Here is a 15,289-nt window from a genome sequence, read left to right on the forward strand (position 1 = left end):
GGACGATAGCCTGGCGCGCCGGGCTGGTTCAGGTGGGGTGCGCTCAGCGCAATGCCGGCGCCTGACCCATTGCGGCCGTGACCGGCCAGCGAGTATCACCGGGTTCAAAAGCGTCATCGGCTCGTAGCACGGTGTTTCTCGGCATCGAGGCGGGATGCTCGACGGCGATGGGCACCGCCGGAAGCTCGGTCTGATTCGTGCCGCTTACCTCGAATTGCCGGCAAAGGCCGAGCAGATGCGCGGCCAGCCGCTCCAGGCGTTGACTGTCCGCCGACACTCCGGCCGCATCGCCGGTGGATTGCGCGGCAATGCCACGAATCTGCTCGACGAGCCGGCTCAGTTCGTTTGCGCTGGCTAGTTGCTCGCGGGTTGAAACGCCGATGTCCTGCACGGCTTCCATGGATCGATCGATCTCTCGCAACAGCTGGGCAATCTGCTCGGTGTGGCCGACACAGCGCTCGACGCCTTCCTTGCTTTGGGTCATGGCCCGAACCGCGTTGGCCGAACGCTCCCGCAGCTGGCCGGTCATGCTCTGGATTTCTTCCGTGGCCTGCTGGGTGCGATGGGCAAGCTGGCGTACCTCATCGGCGACGACGGCGAAACCACAGCCATGGGCGCCGGCCCGGGCGGCTTCGATGGCGGCGTTGAGCGCCAGTAAATTGGTCTGCGCCGCGACGGCATGGATGACATCGAGCACCCGGCTGATTTGCTGTGTATCCGCCGCCAGAGCGTGTACGGCGTCGCTGCAGAGGCCGATTTCAGTGGCCAGCTCACCGATCCCGGCCTGTGCGGAGCCGACTGCGGTAATGCCGGCCGCAACGTCGCTGTCGGCCTTCCGCGCGCTTTGCGCAGCCCGTTCGGTCTCCTCGGACACCTGCGTTACCGCAGCACTGAGCTGCCCGACGGTATGGCCTATCTGGTCGGTACTGTCCCGCAAGGCTTCGGCGCCCAGGTTCAGGCGGCGGGTGGTTTGCGCCAGATGGCCGCTGGTGTCGTGCAACTCAGTGCCCGCATCGACGACGCGGCTGACCAGCCCGTCAAGTTCGCCGAGAAGCTGATTGAAACGCTGCGCCGAATCATCGGTTGCCTCGCTGCGGTAACTGAGGTCGATCGGGCGACCTTCGCGCAGCAGGTGTGCCGAGGTCTGCTGCAGGTGCTCGCCGATTGCCGCGTCACGAGCGCCATGACGGGCCAGCACCACCAGAATCATGCTTTCGACCACCACATAACCTGCATGCACCAGAACCACCGGCCAGCCGGCATCCGCGTGAACCAGACGTATGGTTTCGCCGCTCTGCTGTAACAGGAAAAAGCCGACGTGATGCAGGGCAATCGCCAAGGCTGCAACCACAATCGGCAGCCAGTCGCGGTAATACACCAGGATCGCCAGCAGAACGAAAATGCCGAAGTGCATTTCGATCATGCCGTGACTCTGCTGGATGTGCAGCGCGGAAAGCACCATGAAACCGGCGCCGATCAGGCAACGATAAGCGCGAGTGCCGCCGATCAGCGTTCGGAGCACGCTCATGGTGAGGGCCGTGCCACCGGCTACGATCAGGGAGAGGGCGAGCGTATCCTTCCAGAAGGACAGGCCAATGGCATAGACCGCCATCGTCCAGAGTACGCCGAGCATGATGCGGTCGGCTTGCAGATGGAATTTGTTGGCCATAGTAGCGGTCCGTGTTGTTATGTCCAATGGCCATCAGTTTTATCCAGTTCCCTGCAAATGTCCACGAATAGACGGCTTATCCTTACTCATTCAGCGGTTATGTCTTTCCCAATCACAGAAGCAGGCCACCGCCAGGGAGTGCGTCGCGCGCACTTCGCGGCCAGCCAGCACGGCCTCGAGAATGGGTTCGACGAAGCTGTTGTCCGAGCTGCATACGGCGCCTTCGCTGTAGGGACCGATGTAGGCAAGCCGGCCTTGGGTGTCCCAGATGGCCACCGCCGGGCTGGCAGGCAGCTGGCCGGCACCCGCGAGATTATCGAGCGGTTTCAGCGCCGCCAGTTGCTGCGGCAGGCGTCCGGTGCTGCCCGGTTTCTGTACCGCATAGAACTCGGCTCCGGCGCCGGCAAAGCGCTTCAGCAGTTCCTCCAGATGCTGCTGGTTACCGACGTTGCACGGACAACCCGGATCCCAGAAATGCACGAAGCGCACCGGGCCGGGGCCCTGCAACTCGGCTGGCAGCTGCAGCGCATCGCCAGAGAACAGCTCGGCGCGCTCGCCTTCGAAGGTGCGCAGATAGCGCGCTTCGAACCACCAGAAGGCCGCCAGCATGGCGCCGCCCCAGAGCAGGGCGATGAGTGCTGCGATCAGATATTTGTGGCGTACGGACATGGCGGCGCTCTTCTGTGGGGGCGCCAGCTTGCCACGTCGCGCCGCAGAGCTGAATATCGCCGTTAATTCGAGCCAGAAAACCCGACATGTCTTCGCGAATCGATCCCGACGCGCTGCGCGCGCAGCTGCGTCCTATCAGCCACGGCGCCGAGTTGACCGCCGATGCCCATTTCTACCAGACCTACTACGGCCTGGATCTGCCTCATCACCGCAACGTCCAGCGCCGCCTTGGCTGCTTTCCGGTTCATGGTTACGAGGTGGCCGTACAGGCCTGGTGCCCCGAGCAGCCGGTGGCGACACTGCTGATCCTGCACGGCTATTACGACCACATGGGACTCTACCGGCATGTGGTGGATTGGGGGCTGCGGATGGGCTTCGCGGTACTGGCCTGCGACCTGCCGGGGCATGGGCTGTCCAGCGGACCGCGCGCCAGCATCAACGAGTTCAACGAATACCAGGCGGTGCTGCAGGGCCTGCTGCATGAAGCCGCCGAGCTGGAGCTGCCGCAGCCCTGGCATTTGCTGGGGCAGAGCACCGGGGCTGCGATCGTGCTGGATTATCTGCTCGGCGAGCCGGAGCACATGGGCCGCGGCATTCTGCTGGCACCGCTGGTGCGACCGCGTGCCTGGGGTTGGTCCCGCTTCAGTTACGAGGTGGTGCGCCGCTTCGTCAAACAGATCCCCCGGCGCTTTAGCGAAAACTCGGGCGATCCGGTATTTCTGAAGTTCATTCAGTCGAGCGATCCGCTGCAGCCGACTATCTTGCCGACCGCCTGGGTCGGCGCGCTGTCGCGCTGGATTCCGCGCATCGAGGGTGCGTCGCCGAGCCCCCATAGCCCGATCATCGTCCAGGGCGAGGCGGACATGACCGTCGATTGGCAGCACAACTTGCCAATTCTGGAAGGTAAATTCACCGCCCCTGAGATTTTGCGTCTACCTGGCGCGCGTCATCATCTGGTCAATGAGCGCGAAGCACTGCGCCGCGAATATTTCGACTTTCTCAGTGAACGGTTGAAGTAGTCGCCTGTGCCTGAACGTCGGCGCTGGTGGTATCAGCCGCCAGGCCGGCACGTAGCGCCTGGAGCGCGGCCTGATAGTAAGCCTGGCCCGCTTGCGACTGAGCGAATTCGACGAATTGCTCGAGCTCGGCGTCCTCGAGGTCGCGATAGATGTACAGCAAGGTATTGTCCAGATCACTCTCGACCTGCTGCTGCAAGCGCTCGCGCTGGCTGTCCAGCAAGCCCTGTGCCTGCCCCCCGCCGAGCAGGCCGGGAATCATCTGGCTGAGGCTGTCGGCTGCGACACCGGCCAACGCCAGGCTGACTTCGGCGCCCGCTTCGGCCGCCGGCAAGGCCTGGGCCAGATGGCGGATCAGCAGCTGCCGATTGCTGCCGGCCTCCATGCGCGGCAGGCCATTCTCATAGCGGGTGAGCTGCTCGCGACGACCCGCCAGGGTTTCCGCCGAAACAACCTTGCGGCCCAGCGGTGACTGGAAAAAATCCAGCGCTGGCTGCGGGTCGGACAGATTCTGCCGTAGCGCCTGCTTGGCACGCTGGTCGATGGCGTCGACGGCGAAACGCCGGTTGCTGTTGGTCACCAGCGCCTGGTAAACCGCCGGCGGCAGACTGTTCTTGTAGCGTTGCTGCGCGGCTGTCAGCGCGTCGGAAAAGTTGGCGCGTTGTTCGGTCCAGCCCGCCGCCTCGTAAAGTTCATCGTAGCTATCGGCCCAAACGTTCAGACTGAAGGCAAGCAATACACAAGCAATAAGGGCGCGCATGGAAGCTCCTTTGTGGCGGCGGTTTATTTTCGGCGTCGCAACCCGGGCTTGTCGAGCAGCGAAAGCGCTGCTGCTAGACTCATCCGCTGTTTCACTCCGGCCTGCCGAAGGCCGTAGGGAAACGCCATCAGCCCATTGGAGTCACGTCCTTGCCGTTCTCTACCATCATCGACGACCTCGCCACGCGCGGCTGGTCGTTGCAGAGTGCTTTCCTTTCCAGTGATGTGACCCGCCAGCTGGCCGATGAGTGCCGCAGACGATACGCCGAAGGTGCGCTGGCACCGGCCGGGGTTGGCCGCGGTGAAGATCAGGCGGTGCGCGAAGGCATTCGCGGCGACCATATCCACTGGCTGGAAGAAGGGCAGGCGGCAGTCTGCGATGCCTACCTGACGCTGATGGACGAGTTGCGACAGACGCTCAACCGCGAGCTGTTTCTCGGCCTGGAAGAGTTCGAGTGCCACTTCGCGCTATATCCGCCTGGCGCCTTCTATCAGACGCATCTGGACCGCTTCCGCGATGACGACAGCCGTTGCGTCAGCGCCGTGCTCTATCTGAATCCGGATTGGCGAGCGGCCGATGGCGGTGAGCTGCGCATGTACCTGGCCGATGGTTCGAGCCTGGATATCCCACCACTGGCCGGCAATCTGGTGGTTTTTCTATCGGGGAGTTTCCCGCATGAAGTGCTGGTCACGCAGGCCGACCGGCTGTCGCTGACCGGCTGGTTCCGTCGTCGCCCGGCGGACGTGTTGGCGCTCTGAAGCGCGCACAAAAAAGCCCGGCACAAGGCCGGGCTGGATGCGTCTGGAGCGGTTACATTCCCAACAAGTTCGGCAGACCGAGCGAGATGGACGGCACGTAGGTGATGAGGATCAAGAAAGCCAGCATCATCGCGAGCCATGGCATGACTGCACGGATTACCTGAGTCACCGGCATGCCGGTCACGGCCGAGGCGACGAACAGGTTCAGCCCCACTGGCGGCGTGATCAGACCGATCTCCATGTTCACCACCATGATGATGCCCAGGTGGATCGGGTCGATGCCCAGCTGCACGGCGATCGGGAACAGGATCGGCGCCAGGATCAGGATGATCGCAGACGGCTCCATGAAGGCACCGGCAACCAGCAGCACGATGTTTACCACCAGCAGGAACATCCAAGGCTGCAGACCTGCCTCGAGCACCATGGCGGTGATCTGTTGCGGGATCTGCTCGGTGGTCAGCACGTGGGCGAACAGCATCGCATTGGCGATGATGAACATCAGCATGATGGTGAGCTTGCCCGACTCCAGCAGCACTTTCGGGCAATCGCGGATAGTGATGTCCTTGTAGACGAACAGCGCGATGAAGGCGGAATACACCGCAGCCACCGCAGCCGCTTCGGTCGGTGTGAACATACCGGAGTAAATGCCGCCGAGGATAATCACCATCAGCAGCAGGCCCCAGAGCGCCTTGCGTGCCGACGACAGCCACTCGCGGAAGGTCGCGCGCGGCATTGCCGGAAGGTTCTTCTTCACCGCGATGATGTAGATCGCGGCCATCAGTGCGACGCCAAGCAGAATGCCCGGGACCACACCAGCCATGAACAGCTTGCCTACCGAGGTTTCGGTCGCGGCGGCGTAGACCACCATGACGATCGACGGCGGGATCAGGATGCCCAGCGTACCGGCGTTACAGACGATGCCAGCGCCGAACGCCTGCGGGTAGCCAGAGCGGACCATGCCGGCGATGGCGATGGAACCCACGGCCGCTACGGTCGCAGGCGACGAACCCGAGAGCGCGGCGAACAGCATGCATGCCATTACCGCACCGATGGCCAGACCACCACGGATGTGACCGACAGTGGCGTTAGCGAAATCGATCAGGCGACGCGCCACGCCACCGGTGGTCATGAAGGCGCCGGCCAGCAGGAAGAACGGAATGGCCAGCAGCGTGTAGTGCTCGGAGGTCTCGAACAGCTTGATCGCCAGTGAGGTAACCGAGTCCGGGCTGAACAGCAGGATGGTCAGCGAGCCGGCCAGGCCGAGAGAAATGGCCACCGGCACGCCGATGAACATCAGCGCGAACAGCGCCACGAAGAGGAACAGGATAGTCATTATTTCGGCTCCTCTTCACCGAGCTTAAGCGCCTCGGCGGCCTCATCGGCGAGTCCCAGCCCGGTTTGTTCGTTACGCAGGATGCGCACGAAGATTTCAACGAAACGGATGAACACCATGGCAAAACCAATGGGCACGATCATGCCGATATGCCACTGCTTGACGCCGATATGGCCAAGGTCTTCGGCGCCGATGTTGGCGACGAACAACGCCTGGATCCATTCGAAACTGGCCACCGTCATCAGGCCGGCGTAACCCAGGCAGAACAGGCAGGCGACGATGCTGATGTAGCGCTGTACCGGGCGCGACGCGAGCTTGACCAGCGCATCGACACCGATATGGCCAGCTGTGCGTACGCCGTAGGCGAGGCCGGTAAAGATCAGCCAGGCGAACAGCGCCTTGGTCAACGCGGTGCTCCACGTCATCGACTGGGCCAGTCCGATGACGAAATCGCCGATGGCGAAGAAGAAGTCTTCAGCCGCTGGAAAGCTGTCCGCGAGGCTGTAGAAAATGGTGTAGAGGTTGTTCAGGACCACATAAACAAAGGTCACCAGCGTCATGGCGGCCAACAGGAAGGCGATGAAGGCCTCCTCGAAGTGGTCCCAGACGCGCCGGAGGGCGTTCATGGATGACATCTCCCGATGGAATGCATTTTGTTTTGACGGGCGTACAGAACGTTCGCCATGAGCCGGTGTGGTGACCGGTTTATAGAGCAATGAAAAACGCTTGTTTTCGTCCAGACCTCAGGCTCGGGATCGCCTTGCCTCGATGACTGCCTGGTCGGGTTCTTTTTTCACTGATCTATCGGTGTTGTAGCTGTCGCAACGGAGAGGGCGAGTTGTGCCCGCCCTCTCTTCAGGCTTACTGAGCGTTGGACGCTTCGGCGGCCTTGATCAGGTCAGCACCGATTTCGTTCTCGAACTTCTTCCAGACCGGCTTCATGGCTTCGCGCCACTTAGCACGCTCTTCCGGAGTCAGCACCAGAATCTCGGTAGTACCGGCAGCCAGAATGTCCTGCTTGGCTTTCTGGTTCAGCGCGTCGGCTTGCTTGTTCACCTCTACGGTCACCTCGGCCAGGATACTTTCCAGCTCGCCGCGAACATCGTCGGGCAGGCCGTTCCAGAACTTGGTGTTGGTGATCAGCATGTAGTCGAGCAGACCGTGGTCGGACTCGGTGATGTGCTTCTGCACTTCATGCATTTTCTGCGAGTAGATGTTCGAGTAGGGGTTCTCGGCACCGTTGACCACGCCAGTCTGCAGACCCTGATAAACCTCGGCGAAGCTCATCTTGCGCGGGTTGGCGCGCAGGGCTTTGAATTGCTCGTCGAGTACGGCGGAAGCCTGAACGCGGAACTTCATACCACGGGCGTCTTTCGGTTCGCGCAGTTCCTTGTTGGCCGACAGCTGCTTCATGCCGTTGTGCCAGTAGCCCAGACCGGTGATGTTCTTGTCTTCCATGGAGCGCAGCAGGCCCTGGCCGGCTTCGCTCTGCTGGAAGCGGTCTACCGCCTGGATGTCGTCGAACAGGAACGGCAGGTCGAATACCTGGACGCCCTTGGAGTAATGCTCGAACTTGGCCAGCGACGGTGCGATCAGCTGCACGTCGCCCAGCAGCAGGGCTTCCATTTCCTTGCCATCACCGAACAGCGAGGAGTTCGGGTAGACCTGAACTTCGACCTTGCCGGGCAGACGCTCCTCTACCAGCTTCTTGAACAGGTTGGCGCCCTGGCCTTTCGGCGTGTTGTCGGCGACCACGTGGGAGAATTTGATCGTGATCGGATCAGCGGCCTGGGCCAGACCTGCGATACCCAGTGACAGAGCGCAGGCAAGCGCCGTGGCAGTCAGCTTGAACATTGTTGTGTTTCCTCTTGTTGTGGATTGAGCCGCCGCGTTGGCGAGGCAACTCGGTGAAGTCAGCAAGACCAGTCTAGGCGTCATTGAAAAAATCGCTGCGCGCTAGGCTCGCTTGCCGGCTCATGGATTAGCGAGAGCAAGTGCTGTGCCAGAAGCACGCACCTGTCTCGCGGTGCGAGAGTTTACTGGTGTAGTGGCGAAATGCTGACGAATATTTCTCAGGCCGACATGTCTATCTCGTAGCTTTTGAGGATTCGGGACGGGTTCGGCGGCGCGGGTTATCTAGCCCAGGCAACTGTTGCAGCGGCGTGGCAACCCAGTCTTGGATACGTCCGTTGTGAACTGGCGCACAGCACGCTGGCGGAAATCCGCCAGCTATTCGCCGTCGTCCGGCGAGGTTCCGCCAGTATCACTGAAGACCAGTCCATGCTTGCGCAGCTTGTCGTGCAGCGTCTTGCGCGGCAGACCGAGGGCCTCGGCGACGCTGCGCAACGAGCCGTGCGGTCGCGCCAGCTCGGCGGCGATCAGCGCGCGTTCGAAGGCATCGACCTGCTCGTTGAGCGCATTGCCCGTCGCGTCAGCCGTGCCGTCGGCAAGCCGGGCTCGATCATCGAGGCCCAGTTCCAACCCCAGGGCGAAGCGCTCGGCGGTGTTTTGCAGCTCGCGGACGTTGCCCGGCCATGGATGTCTGAGCAACTGCGCGCGCTGCTCCGGGCGCAGTTCGCGGATCGGCAGCCCGTGGCGGTTCGCGGCGGTCTCCGCAAAATGCTGGAACAGGAACAGCAGGTCCTCGCTGCGCTCGCGCAACGGCGGGATGCGCAGCGGCGCGACGTTCAGCCGGTAATAGAGGTCGGCGCGGAAACGGCCCTGATCGGACGCCTGGCGAAGGTCTTCCTTGGTCGCGGCGATGACACGGATGTCGAGTGGGATCATCTGATTGCCACCCAGTCGCTCGACGACCCGCTCCTGCAGCATGCGCAGCAGTTTGACCTGCACGTCCAGGCTCATGCTTTCGATTTCGTCGAGGAACAGGGTGCCGCCATTGGCGAATTCGAATTTGCCGATGCGGCGCTTCTGCGCGCCGGTGAAAGCGCCCGCCTCGTGACCGAAGAGTTCGCTTTCGACCACCGACTCGGCCAGTGCGCCGGCGTTGATTGCGACGAAAGGACCACCGCGGCGACTGGACAAGTCGTGTAGCGCGCGTGCCACCACCTCCTTGCCAGCACCGGTTTCGCCAAGGATCAGTACGTCGGCCTGGGTGCCGGCGAGCGCACCGATCTGTTCTCGCAGGCGCTGCATGGCCGGCGATTGACCGAGCAGACGCATCGAAAGCTGCTGCCGGTCGGCCAGTGCCAGACGCAGGCTGCGGTTGTCGAGTACCAGCTGACGCAGGGCCAGGGCGCGACGCACGCTGTCGAGCAGCGCCTCGCTGGGGAAGGGTTTCTCGAGAAAATCGTAGGCACCGGCACGCATCGCCTGCACGGCCAGCTGAACGTCGCCATGGCCGGTGATCAGCAGAACCGGCAGCTCGCTGTCGAGAGCATGTAACTGCTGCTGAAGTTCGAGGCCATCGAGACCGGGCATGCGGATGTCGGTAACCACCACGCCGGGCCAGTTAACCGGCAGCAGGGTCGACAGGCCGCGCGCATCGCCCAGGCTGAGGACCTTGAGCCCGGCGAGGTCGAGCGTTTGGCTCAGCGCCTTGCGCAGATGGGGATCGTCATCGACCAGGACTACCTGAAACTGCGGGTCGATCTGGCTGGTCATGCTAGTCCTCGCTGGGGAAGGCGATGCCAGGATCGGCGGATCGCAGATAGAGACTGAGCTGGGCGCCGCCTTCGGGATGGTTGGCCATCTTCAGCTCGCCGTCCAGGGCGCGCGTCAGGGTATCGCAGATGGCCAAACCGAGCCCCAGGCCCTGGGCGCTTGTCTTGGTGGTGAAAAAGGGTTCTCGGGCGCGCTCCAGCGCCGCGGCGGTAAACCCCGGACCGTTGTCCCGCAGGGTCAGCAGCACGCCATCATCCGTGCGTTCGGCGCGCAGCCAGATGCGCCGCACCGGGGGTCGCTCGTTGAGCGCGTCGAGGGCGTTGGCCAGCAGATTGGACAGAATCTGCCGCAGCCGTGTCTCGCCCGCCTGAACCCAGAGGGTTGCGTCGGGCATGTCGCGGATCAGTTCGACGCCCATCGCCTGGCGACGTTTGGCCAGTAGTGCCAGGGCATCGTCCAGTGCCGGTTGCAGGGCAACCCGTTCCGGCGCATGGCGGTCGCGCCGGGCGAAGGCACGCAGGTGAGCGATGATCGAGGCCATCCGCGCGGTGAGCTCGCTGATCAGCCTGAGATTGTCGCGAGCCTCCTCGTTGCGCTGATGATCGAGCAGCACACCGGCGTTGTCGGCATAGCTGCGGATGGCGCCCAGCGGCTGGTTGAGTTCATGGCTGATGCTGGCCGACATGGTGCCCAGCGCCGACAGTTTGCCGGCCTGCAGCAGCTCGTCCTGAGCACGGACCAGTTCCTGCTGGGCCTGCTCGCGTTCGAGCACTTCCTGCTTGAGCCGGCTGTTGAGCGCTTCCAGATCCCGCGTCCGCTCCTGCACGCGCTGTTCGAGCTGCTGCCGGGCCTTGGCATCCAGGGCGATGCGTTCCAGCAAGTGGCGCCGCCGCTGCATCCACAGGCCGAGCAGCAGTAGCAGCGCGGCGAGGGTTGCGCCACCGATGGCGACCACGGTGCGCACCGGGCGCTCAACCAGGTTGATGGGTGCCAGGATGCGGACCGTCCAGCCGGTTTCCTTCAGCTCGCGGCTCTGGATCAGCCAGCGTTCGATGTCCAGCGTCAGGTTCTGTGGCGTGATCGTGGGGTAGGGCTGGTCGAAGGCGATCTGCTCGCGCTCTTCGGCATCCAGGGCGCGGCTGGCGCGAAACCGCCAGTCAGGCCGAGAGGTAAGGATGACCACGCCGAAATTGTCGGTGACCAGCAATTGCTCGGGCGTATTGCCCCAGAGCGTTTCGGTGTGGTCCAGATCGACCTTGACCACCAGCACACCAATAATTCCCTCGCTGTCGCGCACCGGCGCCCCGAAATAGTAGCCGCGCTTGCCGGAGGTGTTGCCCAGGCCGTAGAAGCGCCCAAGGTGGCCGTCCATGGCCTGGCGGAAATACGGACGGAAGGCGAAGTTGCGGCCGATGAAGCTGTCTTCGGCATTCCAATTCGAGGTCGCCAGGGTCTGGCCGTTGGTGTCCATCAGGTAGATGACGTCGGCGCCGGTCTGCTGGCGCAGCCGGTTCAGCAGACGATTGGCCCGGTCGATCAGGGCCGGGCTCTGGCCGTCGCGCAGCAGGCTGCGCAGGTCCGGCAGGTCGCCCAGAATGCGCGGCAGGACTTCGTAGCGGCGCAGGGTACCGAGCAGGTTGGCGACGTAGAGATCCAGCGTCTGGCGGTTCTGCTCGATCAGCTCGTTGCGGTAGTAGCGCTCGGTCAGCTGCTGCAATGGCCAGAGCAATGGCGCGAGCAGCAGCGCTAGCAACGCCAGGTTGCGCCAGCGTGGGCGGCGAGTAGAAAGGGATGGGGTCATGCGTACGTGCCTGTTGTCCGGGCGACATTATGCACGTTCAGACCTTGCGCGTTAGGGACGTGCCCGTTTGGGACATGCGCGTCAGGGACTCGAACAGCACCGCAGGTGCCGTCGCTTGGTTTCGATCCGGAATCAGACGTTCTGCGCAGCGACGGCGTCTTGTCCGGTCTGCGCGTTGCGCGGGCTGTTCAGGCACTGATGCAAGGCGTCCTCCCAGTCTGGCAATTCGATGTTCCAGTCGCGCTGCAAGCGTGAGCAGTTGAGGCGCGAATTGAGCGGGCGCTGAGCGGCGGTGGGGTAGTCGCTGGACAGGATGGGTTCGAGGCTGGCGCGCAGGCGGCCCTGCTGGCTCAGGTGTTCGGCGATGCTGCAGGCGAAGCCGTACCAGGAAGTCTCGCCGTTGGCGGTCAGGTGATAGAGCCCGCTGGGGCCGCCGCTGCCGTTGCGCCATTTGCGCACCAGCTCGGCGGTGACCGTGGCGAGGGTACCGGCCCAGGTCGGCGCACCGATTTCATCGTCGACGACCGACAGCGAATCGCGCTCCTGCAGCAGGCGCTGCATGGTCAGTAAGAAGTTGTGACCGTGCGGTGAGTAGACCCAGCTGGTGCGCAGAATCAGGTGCTTGCCGCCGACCGCCTGAACCGCCTGTTCACCGGCCAGCTTGCTCTCGCCGTACACGCTCAGAGGGGCCGGCTGATCCTCCTCCCGATACGGCTCGGATTTGCGACCGTCGAAGACGTAATCGGTGGAGTAGTGAATCAGCGGCACGCCAAGAGCGGCCGCTTCCTCGGCTAGTATGCCGGGGCCGACGGCGTTCACCGCGAAGGCCTGATCGCGATCAGCCTGCGCCGAGTCTACGGCGGTATAGGCAGCCGCGTTGATGATCAGGTCGGGACGCAGCAGGCGAACCTGCCGGCGAATCTCCGCCGGTTTGGCCAGGTCCAGTACGTTGTGGCCCAGGGCGAGTACCTTTCCCTCACCGGCGAGCGCCAGTTGCAGCTCCCGAGACAGTTGCCCCCTGCTACCGGTGATGAGAATTTTCATGCGAACAGCTCCGCCTCGCTGAGTACCTTGCCGTCAATATCCTTCTGTGACAGCTGAGGCGGCTCGCTGAATGGCCAGTCGATGCCGATCTGCGGATCGTTCCAGAGCAACGAGCGCTCATGGGCCGGCGCGTAGTAGTCGGTGGTCTTGTAGAGGAATTCGGCGCTCTCGCTGAGCACCACGAAGCCGTGCGCGAAGCCCTCCGGAATCCACAGCTGACGCTGATTCTGTGCGCTCAGGTGGGTACCGACCCAGCGGCCGAAACTGGGCGAACTGCGCCGCAGGTCCACCGCCACGTCGAACACTTCGCCGGCCACGACCCGCACCAGCTTCCCCTGGGGCTGCTGGATTTGATAGTGCAGGCCACGCAGCACGCCGCGCTGGGACTTGGAATGGTTGTCCTGGACGAAGGTGCGCTTGAGTCCCGTCGCGGCTTCGAATGCCGCGGCGTTGAAGCTCTCGTAGAAGAAGCCGCGTTCGTCACCGAAGACCTTGGGCTCGATGATCAGCACGTCGGGAATGTCGGTTTCGATGATCTTCATGCGGTTTCACCCGCCAGCTTGAACAGGTATTGGCCATAGCCGGTCTTGCCCAGCGCATCGGCGCGCTGCAGCAGCTGCTCGCGGTCGATCCACTTGTGCTGGTAGGCAATCTCTTCCAGGCAGGCGACCTTCAGGCCCTGGCGGTGCTCAATGGTCTGCACGTACTGCGAGGCTTCCAGCAGGCTGTCGTGGGTGCCGGTGTCGAGCCAGGCGAAGCCGCGACCGAAGCGCTCGACATTCAGGTCGCCGCGCTTGAGGTAGGCGTTGTTGACGTCGGTGATTTCCAGCTCGCCGCGTGGCGACGGCTTGATCGATTTGGCGATCTCGATCACGTCGTTGTCGTAGAAGTACAGGCCGGTCACCGCGTAGCTCGACTTCGGTTTCGCCGGCTTCTCTTCGATTGACAGGGCTTTGCCGTTCTCGTCGAAATCGATCACGCCGAAGCGCTCGGGGTCCTTGACCCAGTAGCCGAACACCGTGGCGCCTTTCTGCTGCGCCGAGGCGCGCTGTAGCTTCTCGGTGAAGTGCTGACCATGGAAGATGTTGTCGCCGAGGATCAGGCACACCGAGTCGTCGCCGATGAATTCTTCACCGATCAGGAAGGCCTGGGCCAGACCGTCCGGCGAGGGTTGTTCGGCGTAGCTGAAATTGACGCCGAACTGGCTGCCATCGCCCAGCAAATTCTTGTACTGCGGCAGATCCTGCGGCGTGGAAATCAGCAGGATGTCGCGGATCCCGGCCAGCATCAGCACCGAGATCGGGTAGTAGGCCATCGGCTTGTCGTAGATCGGCAGTAGCTGCTTGGATACGCCCAGGGTGATGGGGTGCAGACGGGTGCCGGAGCCTCCGGCGAGGATGATTCCTTTCATGCGTTCTCCAGCGCGCCAAGGCGCTCACGTTGATAGCTGCCGTCCTGAACGCGACGGCACCATTCCAGATTGTTCAGGTACCACTCGACCGTCTTGCGCAGACCTGTCTCGAAGGTTTCACGCGGGACCCAACCCAGCTCGCGCTCAATCTTGCTGGCGTCGATGGCGTAGCGCAGATCGTGGCCGGGACGGTCCTTGACGAAGGTGATCAGGTCCTCATAACGCGCCAAACCTTCCGGCTTCTGCGGCGCCAGTTCTTCGAGCAGGGCGCAGATGCCACGCACCACGTCGATGTTCTTCTGCTCGTTGTGACCGCCGATGTTATAGGTCTCGCCGACCTGGCCTTCGCTGACCACCTTGAACAGCGCGCGGGCGTGATCTTCCACGAACAGCCAGTCACGCACCTGGGCGCCATCGCCGTAGACCGGCAGCGATTTGCCATCCAGCGCGTTGAGGATTACCAGCGGGATCAGCTTCTCGGGGAAATGGTACGGCCCGTAATTGTTCGAGCAATTGGTGATCAGCACCGGCAGGCCGTAGGTGCGCTGCCAGGCGCGGACCAGGTGATCGGACGAGGCCTTGCTGGCCGAATAGGGCGAGCTGGGCGCGTAGGGCGTGGTTTCGGTGAACAGGTCGTCGACGCCGTGCAGGTCGCCGTACACCTCATCGGTTGAAATGTGATGGAAGCGGAAGGCCTGGCGGCGGCCTTCGGGCAGCGTCTGCCAGTAGGCCCGGGCGGCTTCCAGCAGTTGATAGGTACCGACGATGTTGGTCTGGATGAATTCGGCCGGGCCGTCGATGGAGCGATCGACGTGGGATTCGGCGGCCAGATGCATGATGGCGTCTGGCTGGAATTCCAGCAGCGCTTCGGCCACGCGCTCGCGATCGGCGATGTCGGCTTGCAGGAATTGATAACGATCGCTGCCCTGCACCTCTGCCAGCGACTCCAGGTTGCCGGCATAGGTCAGCTTGTCCAGGTTGAGGACGCTGTGCGGGGTGTCGTGGATGAGGTGACGGATCAGTGCAGAGCCGATGAATCCGGCTCCGCCGGTTACGAGAATGCGCATGATGATTGGCTTCCTTGGCGCGCTACAGAGCAACAGGCTCTTGGCATGTCGGCAGGATAGACCCGCTGAAAATACAAAAATTCCCAGCCACGGTCTGGAGATGTGAGGCGGTGGTGTAAGTCTGAGGCCGGCGTCTTCGG

Annotated in this window: 14 protein-coding genes; 2 read left to right on the forward strand and 12 right to left on the reverse strand. The window is 63.0% G+C overall.

What is annotated here, in order from left to right; all coding sequences use genetic code 11:
• Positions 1 to 43 precede the first annotated feature (43 nt).
• Together V6943_RS04935 and V6943_RS04940 are read right to left on the reverse strand one after the other, a co-directional pair.
• On the reverse strand, positions 44 to 1,669 hold the full coding sequence (locus V6943_RS04935; protein ID WP_340552772.1) for a methyl-accepting chemotaxis protein: 1,626 nt from the start codon (positions 1,667 to 1,669) through the stop codon (positions 44 to 46).
• A 90-nt stretch (positions 1,670 to 1,759) separates the two neighbouring features.
• Positions 1,760 to 2,338, reverse strand: a complete 579-nt coding sequence (locus tag V6943_RS04940) for a DUF6436 domain-containing protein (RefSeq protein ID WP_340552773.1) — start codon at positions 2,336 to 2,338, stop codon at positions 1,760 to 1,762.
• 86 nt (positions 2,339 to 2,424) lie between these two features.
• Here V6943_RS04940 and V6943_RS04945 point away from each other — a divergent pair, with 86 nt between their 5' ends.
• On the forward strand, positions 2,425 to 3,357 hold the full coding sequence (locus V6943_RS04945; RefSeq protein WP_340552774.1) for an alpha/beta hydrolase: 933 nt from the start codon (positions 2,425 to 2,427) through the stop codon (positions 3,355 to 3,357).
• Here V6943_RS04945 and V6943_RS04950 read toward each other — a convergent pair.
• Complete coding sequence (locus V6943_RS04950) at positions 3,338 to 4,114, reverse strand: DUF2059 domain-containing protein (RefSeq protein ID WP_340552775.1); 777 nt, start codon at positions 4,112 to 4,114, stop codon at positions 3,338 to 3,340. The genes V6943_RS04945 and V6943_RS04950 overlap by 20 nt on opposite strands.
• Before the next feature lie 149 nt (positions 4,115 to 4,263).
• Between V6943_RS04950 and V6943_RS04955 the strand changes: the two genes are divergently transcribed.
• Positions 4,264 to 4,872: a 2OG-Fe(II) oxygenase gene (locus V6943_RS04955; RefSeq protein ID WP_131649058.1), complete on the forward strand. Its 609-nt coding sequence runs from the start codon at positions 4,264 to 4,266 to the stop codon at positions 4,870 to 4,872.
• A gap of 52 nt (positions 4,873 to 4,924) precedes the next feature.
• Here the strand turns inward: V6943_RS04955 and dctM are convergent, their stop codons facing one another.
• The 9 genes from dctM to rfbB form a co-directional block, all read right to left on the reverse strand.
• A complete protein-coding gene (gene dctM / locus V6943_RS04960; RefSeq protein ID WP_131649057.1) occupies positions 4,925 to 6,205 on the reverse strand; it encodes a C4-dicarboxylate TRAP transporter large permease protein DctM in 1,281 nt (426 codons plus the stop codon).
• Entirely contained in the window at positions 6,205 to 6,831 is a 627-nt protein-coding gene (locus V6943_RS04965) for a TRAP transporter small permease (protein WP_131649056.1), read from the reverse strand. The genes dctM and V6943_RS04965 overlap by 1 nt, the downstream gene beginning before the upstream one ends.
• A gap of 235 nt (positions 6,832 to 7,066) precedes the next feature.
• Positions 7,067 to 8,059 carry a C4-dicarboxylate TRAP substrate-binding protein DctP gene (dctP, locus tag V6943_RS04970; protein WP_131649055.1) on the reverse strand — a complete coding sequence of 331 codons (993 nt, stop codon included), beginning with the start codon at positions 8,057 to 8,059 and terminating at the stop codon, positions 7,067 to 7,069.
• Positions 8,060 to 8,434: 375 nt separating this feature from the next.
• Positions 8,435 to 9,826 carry a sigma-54-dependent transcriptional regulator gene (locus V6943_RS04975; RefSeq protein ID WP_131649054.1) on the reverse strand — a complete coding sequence of 464 codons (1,392 nt, stop codon included), beginning with the start codon at positions 9,824 to 9,826 and terminating at the stop codon, positions 8,435 to 8,437.
• 1 nt (position 9,827) lies between these two features.
• Complete coding sequence (locus V6943_RS04980) at positions 9,828 to 11,627, reverse strand: sensor histidine kinase (protein ID WP_340552776.1); 1,800 nt, start codon at positions 11,625 to 11,627, stop codon at positions 9,828 to 9,830.
• 132 nt (positions 11,628 to 11,759) lie between these two features.
• Positions 11,760 to 12,671, reverse strand: coding sequence for a dTDP-4-dehydrorhamnose reductase (gene rfbD / locus V6943_RS04985; RefSeq protein WP_340552777.1), 912 nt, complete (start codon positions 12,669 to 12,671; stop codon positions 11,760 to 11,762).
• A complete protein-coding gene (gene rfbC, locus V6943_RS04990) occupies positions 12,668 to 13,213 on the reverse strand; it encodes a dTDP-4-dehydrorhamnose 3,5-epimerase (RefSeq protein WP_131649051.1) in 546 nt (181 codons plus the stop codon). The genes rfbD and rfbC overlap by 4 nt, the downstream gene beginning before the upstream one ends.
• Complete coding sequence (gene rfbA, locus V6943_RS04995) at positions 13,210 to 14,082, reverse strand: glucose-1-phosphate thymidylyltransferase RfbA (protein ID WP_131649050.1); 873 nt, start codon at positions 14,080 to 14,082, stop codon at positions 13,210 to 13,212. The genes rfbC and rfbA overlap by 4 nt, the downstream gene beginning before the upstream one ends.
• Positions 14,079 to 15,149 carry a dTDP-glucose 4,6-dehydratase gene (rfbB, locus tag V6943_RS05000; protein ID WP_181103256.1) on the reverse strand — a complete coding sequence of 357 codons (1,071 nt, stop codon included), beginning with the start codon at positions 15,147 to 15,149 and terminating at the stop codon, positions 14,079 to 14,081. Before rfbB ends, rfbA begins: the two co-directional genes overlap by 4 nt.
• Positions 15,150 to 15,289: the final 140 nt, after the last annotated feature.

This window comes from Pseudomonas sp. CBC3 (genome assembly GCF_037967085.1).
GTDB lineage: Bacteria > Pseudomonadota > Gammaproteobacteria > Pseudomonadales > Pseudomonadaceae > Stutzerimonas.

Bases quoted from the DNA above. Each gene is read 5' to 3' on its own strand.
- rfbA (WP_131649050.1), bottom strand. From the start codon at position 14,082: ATGAAAGGAATCATCCTCGCCGGAGGCTCCGGCACCCGTCTGCACCCC.
- V6943_RS04965 (WP_131649056.1), bottom strand. From the start codon at position 6,831: ATGAACGCCCTCCGGCGCGTCTGGGACCACTTCGAGGAGGCCTTCATC.
- rfbC (WP_131649051.1), bottom strand. From the start codon at position 13,213: ATGAAGATCATCGAAACCGACATTCCCGACGTGCTGATCATCGAGCCC.
- V6943_RS04980 (WP_340552776.1), bottom strand. From the start codon at position 11,627: ATGACCCCATCCCTTTCTACTCGCCGCCCACGCTGGCGCAACCTGGCG.
- V6943_RS04945 (WP_340552774.1), top strand. From the start codon at position 2,425: ATGTCTTCGCGAATCGATCCCGACGCGCTGCGCGCGCAGCTGCGTCCT.
- V6943_RS04975 (WP_131649054.1), bottom strand. From the start codon at position 9,826: ATGACCAGCCAGATCGACCCGCAGTTTCAGGTAGTCCTGGTCGATGAC.
- dctM (WP_131649057.1), bottom strand. From the start codon at position 6,205: ATGACTATCCTGTTCCTCTTCGTGGCGCTGTTCGCGCTGATGTTCATC.
- rfbB (WP_181103256.1), bottom strand. From the start codon at position 15,149: ATGCGCATTCTCGTAACCGGCGGAGCCGGATTCATCGGCTCTGCACTG.
- dctP (WP_131649055.1), bottom strand. From the start codon at position 8,059: ATGTTCAAGCTGACTGCCACGGCGCTTGCCTGCGCTCTGTCACTGGGT.
- V6943_RS04940 (WP_340552773.1), bottom strand. From the start codon at position 2,338: ATGTCCGTACGCCACAAATATCTGATCGCAGCACTCATCGCCCTGCTC.
- rfbD (WP_340552777.1), bottom strand. From the start codon at position 12,671: ATGAAAATTCTCATCACCGGTAGCAGGGGGCAACTGTCTCGGGAGCTG.
- V6943_RS04935 (WP_340552772.1), bottom strand. From the start codon at position 1,669: ATGGCCAACAAATTCCATCTGCAAGCCGACCGCATCATGCTCGGCGTA.
- V6943_RS04950 (WP_340552775.1), bottom strand. From the start codon at position 4,114: ATGCGCGCCCTTATTGCTTGTGTATTGCTTGCCTTCAGTCTGAACGTT.